The sequence below is a fragment of the Pseudomonas sp. HMSC076A11 genome, from assembly GCF_001810205.1.
Classification (GTDB): domain Bacteria; phylum Pseudomonadota; class Gammaproteobacteria; order Pseudomonadales; family Pseudomonadaceae; genus Pseudomonas; species Pseudomonas aeruginosa.
Window position 1 is genome coordinate 160,335 of the sequence record NZ_KV800314.1, and the last position, 14,986, is coordinate 175,320.

At 64.6% G+C, this 14,986-nt stretch carries 13 protein-coding genes; 9 read left to right on the forward strand and 4 right to left on the reverse strand.

Annotated elements, in window-relative coordinates; genetic code table 11:
• Positions 1-81: 81 nt before the first annotated feature.
• The 6 genes from fadB to HMPREF2716_RS19090 all read left to right on the forward strand — a co-directional run bounded on the left by fadB (position 82) and on the right by HMPREF2716_RS19090 (position 7,653).
• Positions 82-2,229, forward strand: a complete 2,148-nt coding sequence (gene fadB / locus HMPREF2716_RS19065) for a fatty acid oxidation complex subunit alpha FadB (protein ID WP_003091204.1) — start codon at positions 82-84, stop codon at positions 2,227-2,229.
• Between the two features lie 30 nt (positions 2,230-2,259).
• Entirely contained in the window at positions 2,260-3,435 is a 1,176-nt protein-coding gene (gene fadA / locus HMPREF2716_RS19070) for an acetyl-CoA C-acyltransferase FadA (protein WP_003113978.1), read from the forward strand.
• Between the two features lie 193 nt (positions 3,436-3,628).
• Positions 3,629-3,892: a DUF1653 domain-containing protein gene (locus HMPREF2716_RS19075; RefSeq protein ID WP_003109484.1), complete on the forward strand. Its 264-nt coding sequence runs from the start codon at positions 3,629-3,631 to the stop codon at positions 3,890-3,892.
• A gap of 90 nt (positions 3,893-3,982) precedes the next feature.
• Positions 3,983-6,589 (forward strand): type I DNA topoisomerase, encoded by a 2,607-nt coding sequence (topA, locus tag HMPREF2716_RS19080; RefSeq protein WP_003091201.1) that lies wholly within the window; start codon positions 3,983-3,985, stop codon positions 6,587-6,589.
• A gap of 106 nt (positions 6,590-6,695) precedes the next feature.
• Positions 6,696-7,214 (forward strand): DUF6586 family protein, encoded by a 519-nt coding sequence (locus tag HMPREF2716_RS19085; protein WP_003113979.1) that lies wholly within the window; start codon positions 6,696-6,698, stop codon positions 7,212-7,214.
• A gap of 205 nt (positions 7,215-7,419) precedes the next feature.
• The gene (locus HMPREF2716_RS19090) at positions 7,420-7,653 is read left to right on the forward strand and encodes a hypothetical protein (RefSeq protein WP_003109483.1); all 234 of its coding nucleotides are present in this window, start codon (positions 7,420-7,422) and stop codon (positions 7,651-7,653) included.
• Between the two features lie 21 nt (positions 7,654-7,674).
• On the opposite strand, the gene sulA is transcribed toward HMPREF2716_RS19090, so the two are convergent.
• Together sulA and lexA are read right to left on the reverse strand one after the other, a co-directional pair.
• Complete coding sequence (sulA, locus tag HMPREF2716_RS19095) at positions 7,675-8,160, reverse strand: SOS-induced cell division inhibitor SulA (RefSeq protein WP_003091197.1); 486 nt, start codon at positions 8,158-8,160, stop codon at positions 7,675-7,677.
• A gap of 11 nt (positions 8,161-8,171) precedes the next feature.
• The gene (gene lexA / locus HMPREF2716_RS19100; protein WP_003091196.1) at positions 8,172-8,786 is read right to left on the reverse strand and encodes a transcriptional repressor LexA; all 615 of its coding nucleotides are present in this window, start codon (positions 8,784-8,786) and stop codon (positions 8,172-8,174) included.
• Positions 8,787-9,017: 231 nt separating this feature from the next.
• Between lexA and psrA the strand changes: the two genes are divergently transcribed.
• The 3 genes from psrA (at position 9,018) to HMPREF2716_RS19115 (ending at position 11,675) form a co-directional block, all read left to right on the forward strand.
• Positions 9,018-9,719 carry a transcriptional regulator PsrA gene (gene psrA / locus HMPREF2716_RS19105; RefSeq protein WP_003091195.1) on the forward strand — a complete coding sequence of 234 codons (702 nt, stop codon included), beginning with the start codon at positions 9,018-9,020 and terminating at the stop codon, positions 9,717-9,719.
• A 208-nt stretch (positions 9,720-9,927) separates the two neighbouring features.
• On the forward strand, positions 9,928-10,926 hold the full coding sequence (gene nagZ / locus HMPREF2716_RS19110; protein ID WP_003118092.1) for a beta-N-acetylhexosaminidase: 999 nt from the start codon (positions 9,928-9,930) through the stop codon (positions 10,924-10,926).
• 11 nt (positions 10,927-10,937) lie between these two features.
• Entirely contained in the window at positions 10,938-11,675 is a 738-nt protein-coding gene (locus HMPREF2716_RS19115) for an S-methyl-5'-thioinosine phosphorylase (protein ID WP_003091193.1), read from the forward strand.
• Positions 11,676-11,720: 45 nt separating this feature from the next.
• On the opposite strand, the gene HMPREF2716_RS19120 is transcribed toward HMPREF2716_RS19115, so the two are convergent.
• A complete protein-coding gene (locus HMPREF2716_RS19120) occupies positions 11,721-12,350 on the reverse strand; it encodes a CsiV family protein (RefSeq protein ID WP_023517800.1) in 630 nt (209 codons plus the stop codon).
• Positions 12,351-12,360: 10 nt separating this feature from the next.
• The coding region (gene mfd, locus HMPREF2716_RS19125; protein ID WP_070621983.1) for a transcription-repair coupling factor at positions 12,361-14,986 on the reverse strand (2,626 nt) is incomplete at its 5' end.

Here is a 14,986-nt window from a genome sequence, read left to right on the forward strand (position 1 = left end):
TGCTCGGCGGTTGCCGAAAGGGTCCCGACACGGCGTCCGATGTGTAAGTTCAAGCTTCCATAATAGCGTGGAGATCAGTTGATGATTTACCAAGGTAAAGCCATCACGGTTAAGCCTCTTGAGGGCGGCATCGTCGAGTTGAATTTCGATCTCAAGGGCGAGTCCGTCAACAAGTTCAACCGTCTCACCCTCAGTGAGTTGCGTGCGGCAGTCGATGCGATCAAGGCCGATGCATCGGTCAAGGGCGTGATCGTGACCAGCGGCAAGGACGTGTTCATCGTTGGTGCCGACATCACCGAGTTCGTTGACAACTTCCAGCTACCCGACGAGGAACTGATGGCGGGCAACCTCGAAGCCAACAAGATCTTCAGCGACTTCGAAGACCTGGACGTACCCACCGTTGCCGCGATCAACGGCATCGCCCTCGGCGGCGGCCTGGAGATGTGCCTGGCCGCGGACTTCCGCGTGATGAGCGCGACCGCCAAGGTCGGCCTGCCGGAAGTCAAGCTGGGCATCTACCCGGGCTTCGGCGGCACCGTCCGCCTGCCGCGCCTGATCGGCTGCGATAACGCCGTCGAGTGGATCGCCTCGGGCAAGGAAAACAAGGCCGAGGACGCCCTGAAGGTCGGCGCCGTCGACGCCGTGGTCGCTCCCGAGCAACTGCAGGCCGCTGCCCTCGACCTGGCCAAGCGCGCCGTCGCCGGCGAGCTGGACCACAAGGCACGGCGCCAGCCGAAGCTGGAAAAGCTGAAGCTGAATGCAATCGAGCAGATGATGGCCTTCGAAACCGCCAAGGGCTTCGTCGCCGGCCAGGCCGGTCCGAACTACCCGGCGCCGGTGGAAGCCATCAAGAGCATCCAGAAGGCCGCCAACTTCGGCCGCGACAAGGCGCTGGAAGTCGAAGCCGCCGGCTTCGTCAAGCTGGCCAAGACCTCGGTCGCGCAGAGTCTGATCGGCCTGTTCCTGAATGACCAGGAACTGAAGAAGAAAGCCAAGAAATACGACGAAGTCGCCAAGGACGTGAAACTGGCCGCCGTGCTCGGCGCCGGCATCATGGGCGGCGGCATCGCCTATCAGTCGGCGCTCAAGGGCACCCCGATCCTGATGAAGGATATCCGCGAAGAGGGTATCCAGATGGGCCTGAACGAGGCCGCCAAGCTGCTCGGCAAGCGCGTCGAGAAGGGTCGCCTGACCCCGGCGAAGATGGCCGAGGCGCTCAATGGCATCCGTCCGACCATGTCCTATGGCGACTTCGGCAACGTCGACATCGTCGTCGAAGCCGTCGTCGAGAACCCCAAGGTCAAGCAAGCCGTGCTCGCCGAAGTGGAAGGCGCGGTGAAGGAAGACGCGATCATCGCCTCCAACACCTCGACCATCTCCATCAGCCTGCTGGCCCAGGCGCTGAAGCGTCCGGAAAACTTCTGCGGCATGCATTTCTTCAACCCGGTGCACATGATGCCGCTGGTGGAAGTGATCCGTGGCGAGAAGACCGGTGAAACCGCCATCGCCACCACCGTCGCCTACGCCAAGAAGATGGGCAAGAGCCCGATCGTGGTCAACGATTGCCCCGGCTTCCTGGTCAACCGTGTGCTGTTCCCGTACTTCGGCGGCTTCGCCAAGCTGCTGAGCTTCGGCGTCGACTTCGTGCGCATCGACAAGGTGATGGAGAAGTTCGGCTGGCCCATGGGCCCGGCCTACCTGTCCGACGTGGTCGGCATCGACACCGGCCACCATGGCCGCGACGTCATGGCCGAGGGCTTCCCGGACCGCATGGCGGTCGAGGGCAAGACCGCCGTCGACGTGATGTACGAGGCCAACCGCCTGGGCCAGAAGAACGGCAAGGGCTTCTACGCCTACGAGACCGACAAGCGCGGCAAGCCGAAGAAGGTCACCGATCCGCAGGCCTACGAAGTGCTCAAGCCGATCGTGGTCGAGCAGCGCGAAGTGACCGACGAGGACATCGTCAACTTCATGATGATCCCGCTGTGCCTGGAAACCGTGCGTTGCCTGGAAGACGGCATCGTCGAGACCGCTGCCGAGGCCGATATGGGCCTGATCTACGGCATCGGCTTCCCGCCCTTCCGTGGTGGTGCTCTGCGCTACATCGATTCGATCGGTGTCGCCGAGTTCGTGGCCCTGGCCGACAAGTACGCCGAGCTGGGCGCGCTGTACCACCCGACCGCGAAGCTGCGTGAAATGGCCAAGAACGGTCAGAAATTCTTCGGTTAATCGCGGAACGACTAGAGCGAGAGTGAATTTATGAGCCTGAATCCGAGAGACGTCGTCATTGTCGACTTCGGCCGCACCCCGATGGGTCGTTCCAAGGGGGGCATGCACCGCAACACCCGCGCCGAGACCATGTCGGCGCACCTGATCAGCAAGCTGCTGGAGCGTAACCCGAAGGTCGACCCGGCCGAAGTGGAAGACGTGATCTGGGGCTGCGTCAACCAGACCCTGGAGCAGGGCTGGAACATCGCGCGCATGGCGTCGCTGATGACCCAGATCCCGCACACCAGCGCCGCGCAGACCGTCAGCCGCCTGTGCGGTTCGTCGATGAGCGCGCTGCACACCGCCGCCCAGGCGATCCAGACCGGCAATGGCGATGTATTCGTCATCGGCGGCGTGGAGCACATGGGCCACGTCGGCATGATGCATGGCGTCGACCCGAACCCGCACCTGTCCCTGTACGCCGCCAAGGCCTCGGGCATGATGGGCCTGACTGCGGAAATGCTCGGCAAGATGCACGGTATCAGCCGTGAGGCGCAGGACAAGTTCGGCGCGCGTTCGCACCAACTGGCCTGGAAGGCCACCCAGGAAGGCAAGTTCAAGGACGAGATCATCCCGATGGAAGGGTACGACGAGAACGGTTTCCTGAAAGTCTTCGACTTCGACGAGACCATTCGTCCGGAAACCACCGTCGAGACCCTGGCCGAGTTGAAGCCGGCGTTCAATCCGAAAGGCGGCACCGTGACCGCGGGGACCTCCTCGCAGATCACCGACGGTGCCTCCTGCATGATCGTGATGTCGGCCCAGCGCGCCCAGGACCTGGGCATCCAGCCGATGGCGGTGATCCGCTCCATGGCCGTGGCGGGTGTCGACCCGGCGATCATGGGCTACGGCCCGGTGCCGTCGACCAACAAGGCGCTCAAGCGTGCCGGCCTGACCATCGCCGACATCGATTTCGTCGAACTCAACGAAGCCTTCGCCGCCCAGGCCCTGCCTGTGCTGAAGGACCTCAAGCTGCTCGACAAGATGGACGAGAAGGTCAACCTCCACGGCGGCGCCATCGCCCTGGGTCACCCGTTCGGTTGCTCCGGTGCGCGCATTTCCGGCACCCTGTTGAACGTGATGAAGCAGAACGGCGGTACCCTTGGCGTGTCCACCATGTGCGTGGGCCTGGGACAGGGTATCACCACCGTCTTCGAGCGCATCTAAGCGTTCGTCGAAGGGGAAAGCCGGGGCCTCGTGCCCCGGCTTTCGTTTTTCAGTGTCAGTCGTTTCCGGCTGTATCGAGCGAATGACGCCCCGGGAGCGCGGGTTTGCCTATTGTGCGATCCGTGCCTATACCGGGCTGTTGTATGTCGGCATTGTGCCGTTGTTTTCCGATTTTCGAGACAAGGTAAGGAACATGGACCTGCAGGCTGGGCTCTATCGTCATTACAAGGGACAGAACTACCGGGTCCTGGGTGTCGCGCGGCATTCGGAGACGGAAGAGGCGCTGGTGATCTACCAGGCGCTGTACGGCGAATTCGGTCTCTGGGTGCGTCCGCTGGAGATGTTCACCGAGGCCGTGGAGGTCGATGGCGAGTGGGTGCCGCGCTTCGTCCTGGTGAGTCCCGAGGCCGATCCCCTGGGCTTGCAGAAAGCTCCCGGCGGGGAAGACCGCGCTTGACCTTGGCTCGTTCGCCACTATATATAGCGGTGCCGCGCTAGTCGCTCCCTCCTTTATATTCATCTTTTCGACGCAGGAACCTTCCGATCCATGGGTAAATCGCTGGTCATCGTGGAATCCCCGGCCAAGGCCAAGACCATCAACAAGTACCTGGGCAGCCAGTACGTGGTGAAGTCGAGCATCGGCCACATCCGTGACCTGCCCACCAGTGGTTCGTCGAGTTCCAAGGAGCCGGCGGCCAAGGGCCGCAAGAGCGCCTCCGAGGCGCCGGCGCTGTCACCGAAGGAGAAGGCCAGGCGCCAACTGGTCTCGCGCATGGGGGTCGACCCCGAGCATGGCTGGAAGGCCAAGTACGAGATCCTGCCCGGCAAGGAAAAGGTCATCGACGAGCTACGCCGCCTGGCCAAGGACGCCGACACCGTCTATCTCGCGACCGACTTGGACCGCGAAGGGGAGGCCATCGCCTGGCACCTGCGGGAAGCCATCGGCGGCGACGAAAGCCGCTACAAGCGCGTGGTATTCAACGAAATCACCAAGAAGGCCATCCAGGAGGCCTTCTCCCAGCCCGGCGAGCTCGATATCAACCGGGTGAACGCCCAGCAGGCGCGGCGTTTCCTCGACCGCGTGGTCGGCTACATGGTCTCGCCGCTGCTCTGGCAGAAGATTGCCCGTGGGTTGTCCGCCGGCCGCGTGCAGTCGGTGGCGGTGAAGCTGGTGGTGGAGCGCGAACGCGAGATTCGCGCCTTCGTCCCGGAAGAGTACTGGGAAGTGCATGCCGACCTCGGTACCGCCAAGGGCGCCAACGTGCGCTTCGAGGTTACCCGTGAGAAGGGCGAGGCCTTCAAGCCGCTCAACGAAGCCCAGGCCATGGCGGCCCTGGAAAAGCTCAAGGCCTCGGCCTATAGCGTCGCCAAGCGCGAGGACCGGCCGACCTCCAGCCGACCCTCGGCGCCGTTCATCACTTCCACCCTGCAGCAGGCGGCGAGCAACCGCCTGGGCTTCGGGGTGAAGAAGACCATGATGATGGCCCAGCGTCTCTACGAGGCCGGCTACATCACCTACATGCGTACCGACTCGACCAACCTGTCGGCCGATGCCATTGGCATGGTCCGCGGTTTCATCGAGGACGAGTTCGGCCAGAAGTACCTGCCGGGCAAGGCCAACGTCTACTCGAGCAAGGAGGGCGCCCAGGAAGCGCACGAGGCGATCCGTCCTTCCGACGTCAACCTCAAGCCGACCCAGCTGTCCGGCATGGAGCGTGACGCCGAGCGCCTGTACGACCTGATCTGGCGCCAGTTCGTGGCGTGCCAGATGACCCCGGCCGAATACCTCTCGACCAGCGTGAGCGTCACCGCCGGCGATTTCGAGCTGCGCGCCAAGGGGCGCATCCTCAAGTTCGACGGTTATACCCGGGTACTGCCGCAGCAGAGCAAGCCGGGCGAGGACGACGTCCTGCCGGAAATGAAGGAAGGCGAGAACCTCAAGCTGATCAAGCTCGATCCGAGCCAGCACTTCACCAAGCCGCCGGCGCGCTACTCCGAAGCGAGCCTGGTCAAGGAACTGGAGAAGCGCGGTATCGGCCGCCCCTCGACCTACGCGGCGATCATCTCCACCATCCAGGAGCGCGGCTACGTAACCACCCACAACCGCCGCTTCTATGCGGAGAAGATGGGCGACATCGTCACCGATCGGCTCAACGAGAGCTTCGCCAACCTGATGGACTACGGTTTCACCGCCGGGATGGAGGAGCATCTCGACGACGTGGCCCAGGGCGAGCGCGACTGGAAGCACCTGCTCGACGAGTTCTACGGCGATTTCAAGAAGAAGCTCGAGGTGGCCGAAGTCAGCGAGAAGGGGATGCGCGCCAACCAGCCGACCCTGACCAACATTCCCTGCCGCGAGTGCGGCCGGCCGATGATGATTCGTACCGCCTCCACCGGCGTGTTCCTCGGCTGCTCGGGCTACAGCCTGCCGCCGAAGGAACGTTGCAAGGCGACCGTCAACCTGATTCCCGGCGACGAGATCGCCGCGGACGACGAGGGCGAGTCCGAGTCGCGGGTGTTGCGTGGCAAGCATCGCTGCCCGATCTGCAGTACCGCGATGGACGCCTACCTGCTGGACGAGAAACACAAGCTGCATATCTGCGGCAACAACCCCGACTGTCCGGGCTACGAGATCGAGGAAGGCCAGTACCGGATCAAGGGCTACGAAGGGCCGAGCCTGGAATGCGACAAGTGTGGCAGCGAGATGCAGTTGAAAACCGGCCGTTTCGGCAAGTTCTTCGGTTGCACCAATCCGACCTGCAAGAACACCCGCAAGCTGCTGAAGAATGGCGAGGCGGCGCCGCCGAAGATGGACGCCATCCGCATGCCTGAATTGAAGTGCGAGAAGGTGGACGATATCTACGTGCTGCGCGACGGCGCTTCGGGCATGTTCCTGGCCGCCAGCCAGTTCCCGAAGAACCGCGAGACCCGCGCGCCGTTGGTGAGCGAGATCATCCCGCACAAGGCCGAGCTGGATCCCAAGTACCATTACCTCTGCGACGCCCCGCAGAAAGACCCGGACGGCCGTCCCGCGGTGATCCGTTTCAGCCGCAAGACCAAGGAGCAATACGTGCAGTCCGAGGTCGATGGCAAGCCCACCGGCTGGCGCGCCTTCTACGATGGCGGCAAGTGGAAGGTCGAAGACAAGCGCTGATGGATGGCGCGCCCGCTTGCATGGGGCGCGCTTATACTGCGCGAAGGCCGGGCGCTGACCTGGCCTGCGCTCCGCATTCCTTCCAGTTTTAATCGGGAGTACCGGCATGGCCCAAGAGCTTTATACCCGCACCAACCAGAAGCTGTATTTCGCCGGGTTGGCTCTGGAGGCCTGGAAGCGAGCCGATGCCGAGCGGGCGATGAATGCCCAGGCGATCATCCAGGGGGAGCGCGAGTCGGCGCTGTTCCACCTTTATGGCGCAGTGCTCGGTGTATGCCATGAGATCGCCGGTTACTACCGTCTGCCGCAGGCTGCCGCTCCTCGCGTGGATGCATTGCTGAATGCCGAAGTGCTGGCGGCCGCGCCCAGCCCCGAGCTAGCTGAACTGGTGGAGTTGGCGTCGCAGCCGGAAACCTGGCTGGGCCAGTTGCTGGGCGCCTACTCCGAGCTGTTCCTGCCGCCGCGACCGACCAAGGCAGCGAAGATCGACCCCAGCACACCGTTGATCGTTGCCGTGAGTATCGACGAAGAAGCCCCCTTGCTTTCTCGCGAAACCCTCGAGGAATGGCGGCAGTCGCTGAAGCAATTGGTCCTGCGTTTTCGCGAGAGCCTGACGGAGCTGTAACGCCGTCGTCATTCGCCGATCAGCGGTAGGACATTTTCCTACCGTTCCACTCGGTTGATTTGCCAGCAAAAAAATTTAGAGGATGCCGTCCGGGCGCTCTGGAACCGCCGTTACAGGCGCGAGAGGGGAACCGGAAGGCGGATGCGGGCTAGGGATGCACTGGATGGGCTGTTACAATGTCGCGTCTTCGTAGAGAGCGTCTGTCATGCCAACATCCTTCCTTGAAATCGTAGAAATGCCCGACGGGCGCATCGTGCTGCGTCGCGCCGATGACGAGGAGGCGTTGGTGACCCTGGAGTTCTCCGGGGACGCGAAGAATTTCCTGCAAGGCCAGCATGTCGAAGTGGCCAAGGCCATGTTCAATGTCGGCGTGCAAATGGCCGGTCGTCTTGCCGAGGGCGAGATGGAACACGACGAAGGCCCCCGCGTCCTGCACTGAACGCTGTCCCCCGCCGTTTTTTCAACCCAGACGAATATTCAGGCTCTGTGCTTGGCCCAGTTGGGCGGCGCGGGACAGTTGCTTGCGCGCCGCCCGGCTCAGCGGTTCCAGCCAACTGACCACGGTGTGGCTGCGGCCCAGGCGCAAGGCCTCGCAACTGAGCGCCAGGGCAGCGGCGTTGTCCTTCGCCTGCAGTAGCAGGATGCGCTCGCGGTTCAGGCCGGCGCGGCGCAGCCATTCATGGGTCAGGCTCGCCGGCGGAGCGATCAGGGTCAGCCAGCGGGCATCCTGTTCCTCGCTGAGCTCGCGGAGAATCGGTGCGAGCAGGGTCAGGCAGTGCCCCGGCAGGCCGCTGAGCGAAAGTTCGCTAAAGGCAGCGGGTTCCTCGATGGAGGCGCTGGAAGGGCTGTCGATGACATCGTCGAGCAAGGGTGCGCCGTTGCTGGCCCAGAACGCTTCCTGGAACAGTGGCAACTGGGCGCTGGGCAGCGAGTGGGAGGTCTGCATGGTATCTCCTGTCAGCGCCGGATCACGCCGACGCTCAAGCCTTCGATGATCAGTTCCTGCTCCTTCAGATCGACTTCGATCGGAGCGAACTCAGGGTTTTCCGCCAGCAGCCAGACCTTGCTGCCTTCGCGCTTGAAGCGTTTCACCGTGACCTCCTCGCCGATCCGCGCGACCACCACCTGGCCGTTGCGCGCTTCGCGGGTGACGTGGACGGCCAGCAGGTCGCCGTCGAGGATGCCGATGTCCTTCATGCTCATGCCGCGCACGCGCAACAGGTAGTCGGCGCGAGGATTGAAGAAGGCGGGATTGATACGGCAGGATTCCTCGATGTTCTGTTCGGCGAGGATCGGTGCGCCGGCGGCGACCCGTCCGATCACCGGCAGGCCCTCATCGTCGTTGGCGGCATGCGGTTCGAAGCCGGGAATGCGGATGCCGCGAGAGGCGCCCGGAGTCATTTCGATGGCGCCCTTGCGTGCCAGCGCCTTGAGGTGCTCCTCGGCGGCGTTCGGCGACTTGAAGCCGAGTTCCTGGGCGATTTCCGCCCGGGTCGGCGGAAAGCCGTGGTCTTCCAGGCAGCGCTTGATGAAGGAGAGGATCTCGGCTTGGCGGGGCGTCAGCTTCTGCATGTCGTCGCTCTGTGTTTTTATCCAGTGACTGGGATTATATACAGTGAGCGGGGCGTGGCAATGATTTTCCGCATGACATTTCGTCCTGCGTCACGATGAAGTTGGCCAGTGTCTTGCTTCCGTTTTTCGGGACTTCTCTGTAATTTTCCTGACTGGTGCGTCATCTGCCGCTTGACAAGGGATGTGGCTGAAACGTATGTTTCAAACAAGTGTTTGTCAGGCGGAGAAACCATGGCCCAGTCGGAAACCGTCGAACGCATTCTCGATGCGGCGGAACAGCTGTTCGCGGAAAAAGGCTTCGCCGAAACCTCGTTGCGTCTGATCACCAGCAAGGCCGGGGTCAACCTGGCGGCGGTGAATTATCACTTCGGTTCGAAGAAGGCGCTGATCCAGGCGGTGTTCTCGCGCTTCCTCGGGCCATTCTGCGCCAGCCTGGAAAAGGAGCTGGATCGTCGCCAGGCCAAGCCCGAGGCCCAGCACGCCACCCTGGAGGACCTCCTGCACCTGCTGGTGTCCCAGGCGATGGCGGTGAAGCCGCGCAGCGGCAACGACCTGTCGATCTTCATGCGCTTGCTCGGCCTGGCCTTCAGCCAGAGCCAGGGGCACCTGCGCAAGTACCTGGAGGAGGTCTACGGCAAGGTCTTCCGGCGCTACATGCTGCTGGTCAACGAGGCTGCGCCGAAGCTGCCGCCCATCGAGCTGTTCTGGCGCGTGCACTTCATGCTCGGCGCGGCCGCCTTCAGCATGTCGGGGATCAAGGCCCTGCGGGCGATGGCGGAAACCGATTTCGGCGTGAACACTTCCACCGAGCAGGTGATGCACCTGATGGTGCCGTTCTTCGCTGCCGGCATGCGCGCCGAGAGCGGCATCGACGATCCGCTGCTGGCCGGGGCGCAACTGCGCCCGCGGAACAAGACGCCCGCCAAGGCCTGATCGCAGACGGCGCCCCAGGGCGCCGTTTTCCTTTCTCCTTTCTCCTTTCTCTGTGCTCCGGGCGGAACTCCATGCGCCGGGCCGGCTCCATTGGCAGGCGCGCGGTACCGCCCCGGGACTTAAGTCTTTCTGCCGGGTGCAGTACAGTGTGCGCTGTCTGAGGCCCGTGACGGCGGGCTTCGCTGATTTCCAGGCCATAGGACTTTTCATGCAAGGCTCTCTGATGCTCGACATCGGCGGCACCTGGCTGACCGCCGAGGACCGCCAAATCCTGCGCCACCCCGAGGTGGGCGGGCTGATCATCTTCGCTCGCAACATCGAGCATCCTGCCCAGGTTCGCGAACTGTGTGCGGCCATTCGCGCCATCCGTCCCGACCTGTTGCTGGCCGTCGACCAGGAAGGAGGGCGCGTGCAGCGCCTGCGCCAGGGCTTCGTGCGCCTGCCGGCGATGCGCGCGATTGCCGACAACCCCAATGCCGAAGAGCTGGCCGAGCATTGTGGCTGGCTGATGGCGACCGAGGTGCAGGCGGTCGGCCTCGACCTGAGTTTCGCGCCGGTGCTGGATCTCGATCACCAGCGCAGCGCCGTGGTCGGTAGCCGCGCCTTCGAGGGCGACCCGGAGCGTGCCGCGCTGCTTGCCGGTGCTTTCATTCGCGGCATGCATGCCGCCGGGATGGCCGCCACCGGCAAGCATTTTCCCGGTCACGGCTGGGCCGAGGCCGATTCCCATGTGGCGATTCCCGAAGACGCGCGCAGTCTCGAGGAAATCCGGCGCAGCGACCTGGTTCCGTTCGCCCGCCTGGCCGGACAGCTCGACGCGCTGATGCCGGCCCATGTCATCTATCCGCAGGTCGACCCGCAGCCCGCCGGCTTTTCCCGGCGCTGGTTGCAGGAGATCCTGCGCGGCGAGCTGAAGTTCGACGGGGTGATATTCAGCGACGACCTGTCGATGGCCGGCGCCCATGTGGTCGGCGACGCCGCCAGCCGCATCGAGGCCGCCCTGGCCGCGGGCTGCGACATGGGCCTGGTGTGCAACGACCGGGCTTCCGCCGAGCTGGCCCTGGCTGCCCTGCAACGCCTGAAGGTGACCCCGCCGTCGCGTCTGCAACGCATGCGTGGCAAGGGCTACGCGAATACCGACTATCGCCAGCAGCCGCGCTGGCTGGAAGCACTGTCCGCGTTGCGCGCCGCGCAACTGATTGATTGAGGGAGCTGTCGATGAGTGTCTACGCGATTATCGGAGGAACCGGCCTGACCCAGCTGGAAGGGCTGACGCTGAGCGAGTCCCTGCCGATCGAAACGCCGTATGGCGCGCCGTCCGCGCCGCTCCAGCGTGGCCGCTACGCCGGGCGCGAGGTGCTGTTCCTGGCACGTCACGGTCATCCGCACCGCTTCCCGCCGCACCAAGTGAACTACCGGGCCAATCTCTGGGCGCTGAAGCAGGCGGGTGCCGAGGCGGTGATCGCGGTCAACGCGGTGGGTGGCATCCATGCGGCGATGGGAACGGGGCACCTGTGCGTGCCGCACCAGTTGATCGACTACACCTCGGGACGCGAGCACACCTATTTCGCCGGCGATATCGAGCATGTCACCCATATCGACTTCAGCCACCCCTATGACGAGCCGTTGCGCCAGCGCCTGATCGAGGCGTTGCGTGCGTTGGGGCTGGCGCACAGCAGCCATGGGGTCTACGCCTGCACCCAAGGGCCGCGCCTGGAAACGGTGGCGGAAATCGCCCGGTTGGAGCGGGACGGCAACGATATCGTCGGCATGACCGGCATGCCCGAGGCGGCACTGGCCCGCGAGCTGGACCTGCCCTACGCCTGCCTGGCGCTGGTGGTCAATCCCGCGGCGGGCAAGTCGGCGGGGATCATCACCATGGCCGAAATCGAACAGGCGTTGCACGATGGCATCGGCAAGGTGCGCGAGGTGTTGGCGCGGGTCCTGGCCGGCTAGGCGGCCATCGCAACGAAAAAAAGGCCGCTATTGCGGCCTTTTTCGCTATTGCGCAGGAGGTGCGGCGTCGAAGCCGCCTTCGACGGGGGGCGCGTCCGCCGGTGCCTGCTGTTCTTCCATTTCCATGGGATTGGGGGCGGCGGGACGGGCGCCGACCGGCACCACTTTGATCAGGATGCCCAGGCTCGGATGGTCGAGATAGGTCAGTTCGCCATTCTTCAGCCGCGTGCCCTGCCTGATGTGCTGGCTGCCGGCGAGGAAACCGTCGTCGCCGAAGCGATTGACCCAGAAATCGGCCTCCATGTCGACGAAGCGCACCTGGCTGAGGGTCAGCGTACCTTCCACCGGGAAATGATGATCCTGTTCCTGGCCTTCGCTGAGGGCGATCTTCACCGGGGTCTCGCCGATGTCCTGGCGCCAGGCCTTGTGCAGCAGCACGGTGTAGCCGTTGTCCTGGCTGAGCTTGGCGAGCTGGTTGTCGAGCGCGGTGGCGCGCAGGGCGTCGCTGGCCAGCGGCTGTGCGCCGGTGGTCCAGTCGTCCGGGGCCGGCTGGCTGGACGGCACGGCATCGCCGGCCTGGCGGAACACCACCAGTTCCACCTGGTAGGGACCGCCGGCGAATGCCGCGGGGGCGGCCAGTGAGAGCAGCAGGGCAAGGCAACGGAACAAGCGCATAGGCTAATCCTTAGGTGGTTTGCGGTGTCAGGCGCTCGAACAGCGCCTCCAGGGTATTGAAGCGTTCTTCCGGTCGTTCCATGGGCACCTGGAAGCGGAACAGGGTTGCGCCTTCGAACTTGTAGCGGTTCGGTTGGCCCTGGATCAGCTTGATCAATACCAGCGGGTCGACCTGGGTATCGGCGGCGAATTCTATACGACCACCCTGCGGTCCGGCATCGACCTTGAGTATTCCAAGTTTTTCCGCCTGCAGTTTCAGAAGGGTCAGGCGCATCAGGTTCTTCGCCGGATCGGGCAGGAGCCCGAAGCGGTCGATCATCTCCACCTGCAACTCGCGCAAACCTTCCTCGTCAGGGGCGTTGGCGATGCGCTTGTAGAGGATCAGCCGGGCATGCACGTCGGGCAGGTAATCCTCGGGGATCAGCGCAGGCACCCGCAGGTTGACCTCCGGCCCGCCGCCCAGTGGCTGCTCGAGGTTCGGTTGCTCGCCCTTGCGGATGGCCTTCACCGCCCGTTCGAGCATTTCCATGTAGAGGGTGAAGCCGACCGCCTGGATCTGCCCGCTCTGGCCGTCGCCGAGCAACTCGCCGGCGCCGCGGATCTCCAGGTCGTGGGTGGCGAGGACGAAGCCGGCGCCCAGGTCCTGGGCGTTGGCGATGGCTTCCAGGCGTTTCTCGGCGTCCGGGGTCATCTGACGGCGCGGCGGTGTCAGCAGGTAGGCGTAGGCCTGGTGGTGGCTGCGACCGACGCGGCCGCGCAACTGGTGCAACTGGGCCAGGCCGAACTTGTCGGCGCGCTCGATGAGGATGGTGTTGGCGCTGGGCACGTCGATGCCGGTCTCGATGATGGTCGAGGCCACCAGCACGTTGAAGCGCTTGTGGTAGAAGTCGCTCATCACCTGTTCCAGCTCGCGCTCGTGCATCTGTCCGTGGCCGATGCCGATGCGCGCCTCCGGGACCAGTTCGGCGAGGTCGCGGGCGCACTTCTCGATGGTCTTCACTTCGTTGTGCAGGTAGTACACCTGGCCGCCGCGCAGCAGTTCGCGGAGCAGCGCTTCCTTGATTACCGCGTTCTGCTGCTCCATGACGAAGGTGCGCACCGACAGGCGGCGCGCCGGCGGCGTGGCGATGATGGACAGGTCGCGCATGCCGGAGACGGCCATGTTCAGGGTCCGCGGGATCGGCGTGGCGGTGAGGGTGAGGATGTCCACTTCGCTGCGCAGGGCCTTGAGCTGCTCCTTCTGGCGCACCCCGAAGCGGTGTTCCTCGTCGATCACGACCAACCCCAGGTTGGCGAACTTCACGTCTTCCTGGAGCAGCTTGTGGGTCCCGATGAGGATGTCGATCTTGCCTTCGGCCAGTAGCCGCGCAGCGTTCTCGACTTCCTTGGCGCTCTTGAAGCGGCTCATCACCTCGACGCTCACCGGCCAGTCGGCGAAGCGGTCGCGGAAGCTGTTGTAGTGCTGCTGGGCGAGCAGGGTGGTGGGCACCAGCACCGCCACCTGCTTGCCGCTATGCACGGCGACGAACGCCGCGCGCATCGCCACTTCGGTCTTGCCGAAGCCGACGTCGCCGCAGACCAGGCGGTCCATTGGCCTGGGCGCGAGCATATCGGCGACCACCGCCTCGATGGCGCTTTGCTGGTCCGGCGTCTCCTCGAACGGGAAGCCGGCCGAGAAGGTCGCGTAGTCGGCCTGCGGATCCTTGAACGCGAAGCCTTCGCGGGCGGCGCGGCGGGCGTAGATGTCGAGCAGCTCGGCGGCGACGTCGCGGACCTGCTCGGCGGCCTTGCGCTTGGCCTTCTGCCAGGTTTCCGAGCCGAGCCGGTGCAACGGCGCCAGGGCGTCGTCGGCGCCGGTGTAGCGGGCGATCAGGTGCAGGTTGGCGACCGGCACGTAGAGCTTGGCGTCCTCGGCGTATTGCAGCATGAGGAATTCCGCCTGCTGGTTGTCCACCTCGAGGGTGATCAGGCCCAGGTAGCGGCCGACGCCATGGTCGATGTGCACCACCGGCGCGCCTTCGCGCAGTTCGGTGAGGTTCTTGATCACCGCGTCGCCGCCGTCTCGGGTCTTTTCCCGGCGCCGGCGCTGCATGACGCGCTGGCCGAACAGCGGGCTTTCGGCGACCAGGGCGAGTGCCGGATGGTCCAGCAGCAGGCCCTCGTCCAGCGGCGCGATGCTGATCGCCAGGCGTGCCTGGCTGGCGAGGAAGGCCGGCCAGCCGTCGACTTCCTCGGGGCGCAGCTTCAGTCGGGCCAGCAGCTCCAGCAGAACTTCCCGGCGTCCGGGCGATTCGGCGCAGAACAGTACGCGGCCGGGGAACTCCTCGATGAACCGGCGCAGCGCGGCCAGCGGCTCGGCGGCCTTGGCTTCGATCGCCAGGTTCGGCAGCGGCAGGGCCGGGAAGCGCTCGCGCCCGACGCCCGGCTCGACGTCCTCCTGGCTGGCGACCACCCGTGGCCAGTTCTTCAGCCGGGCGAAGCAGTCTTCCACCGGAAGGAACACTTCCGCCGGCGGCAGCAATGGCCGTTCCGGATCGACCCGGCGGTCCTCGTAGCGGCTGCGTACGTCATTCCAGAACTGCTCGGCGGCCTGTTCGATGCCGGGCAGGGAGAACACCTGGGTGTCTTGCGGCAGG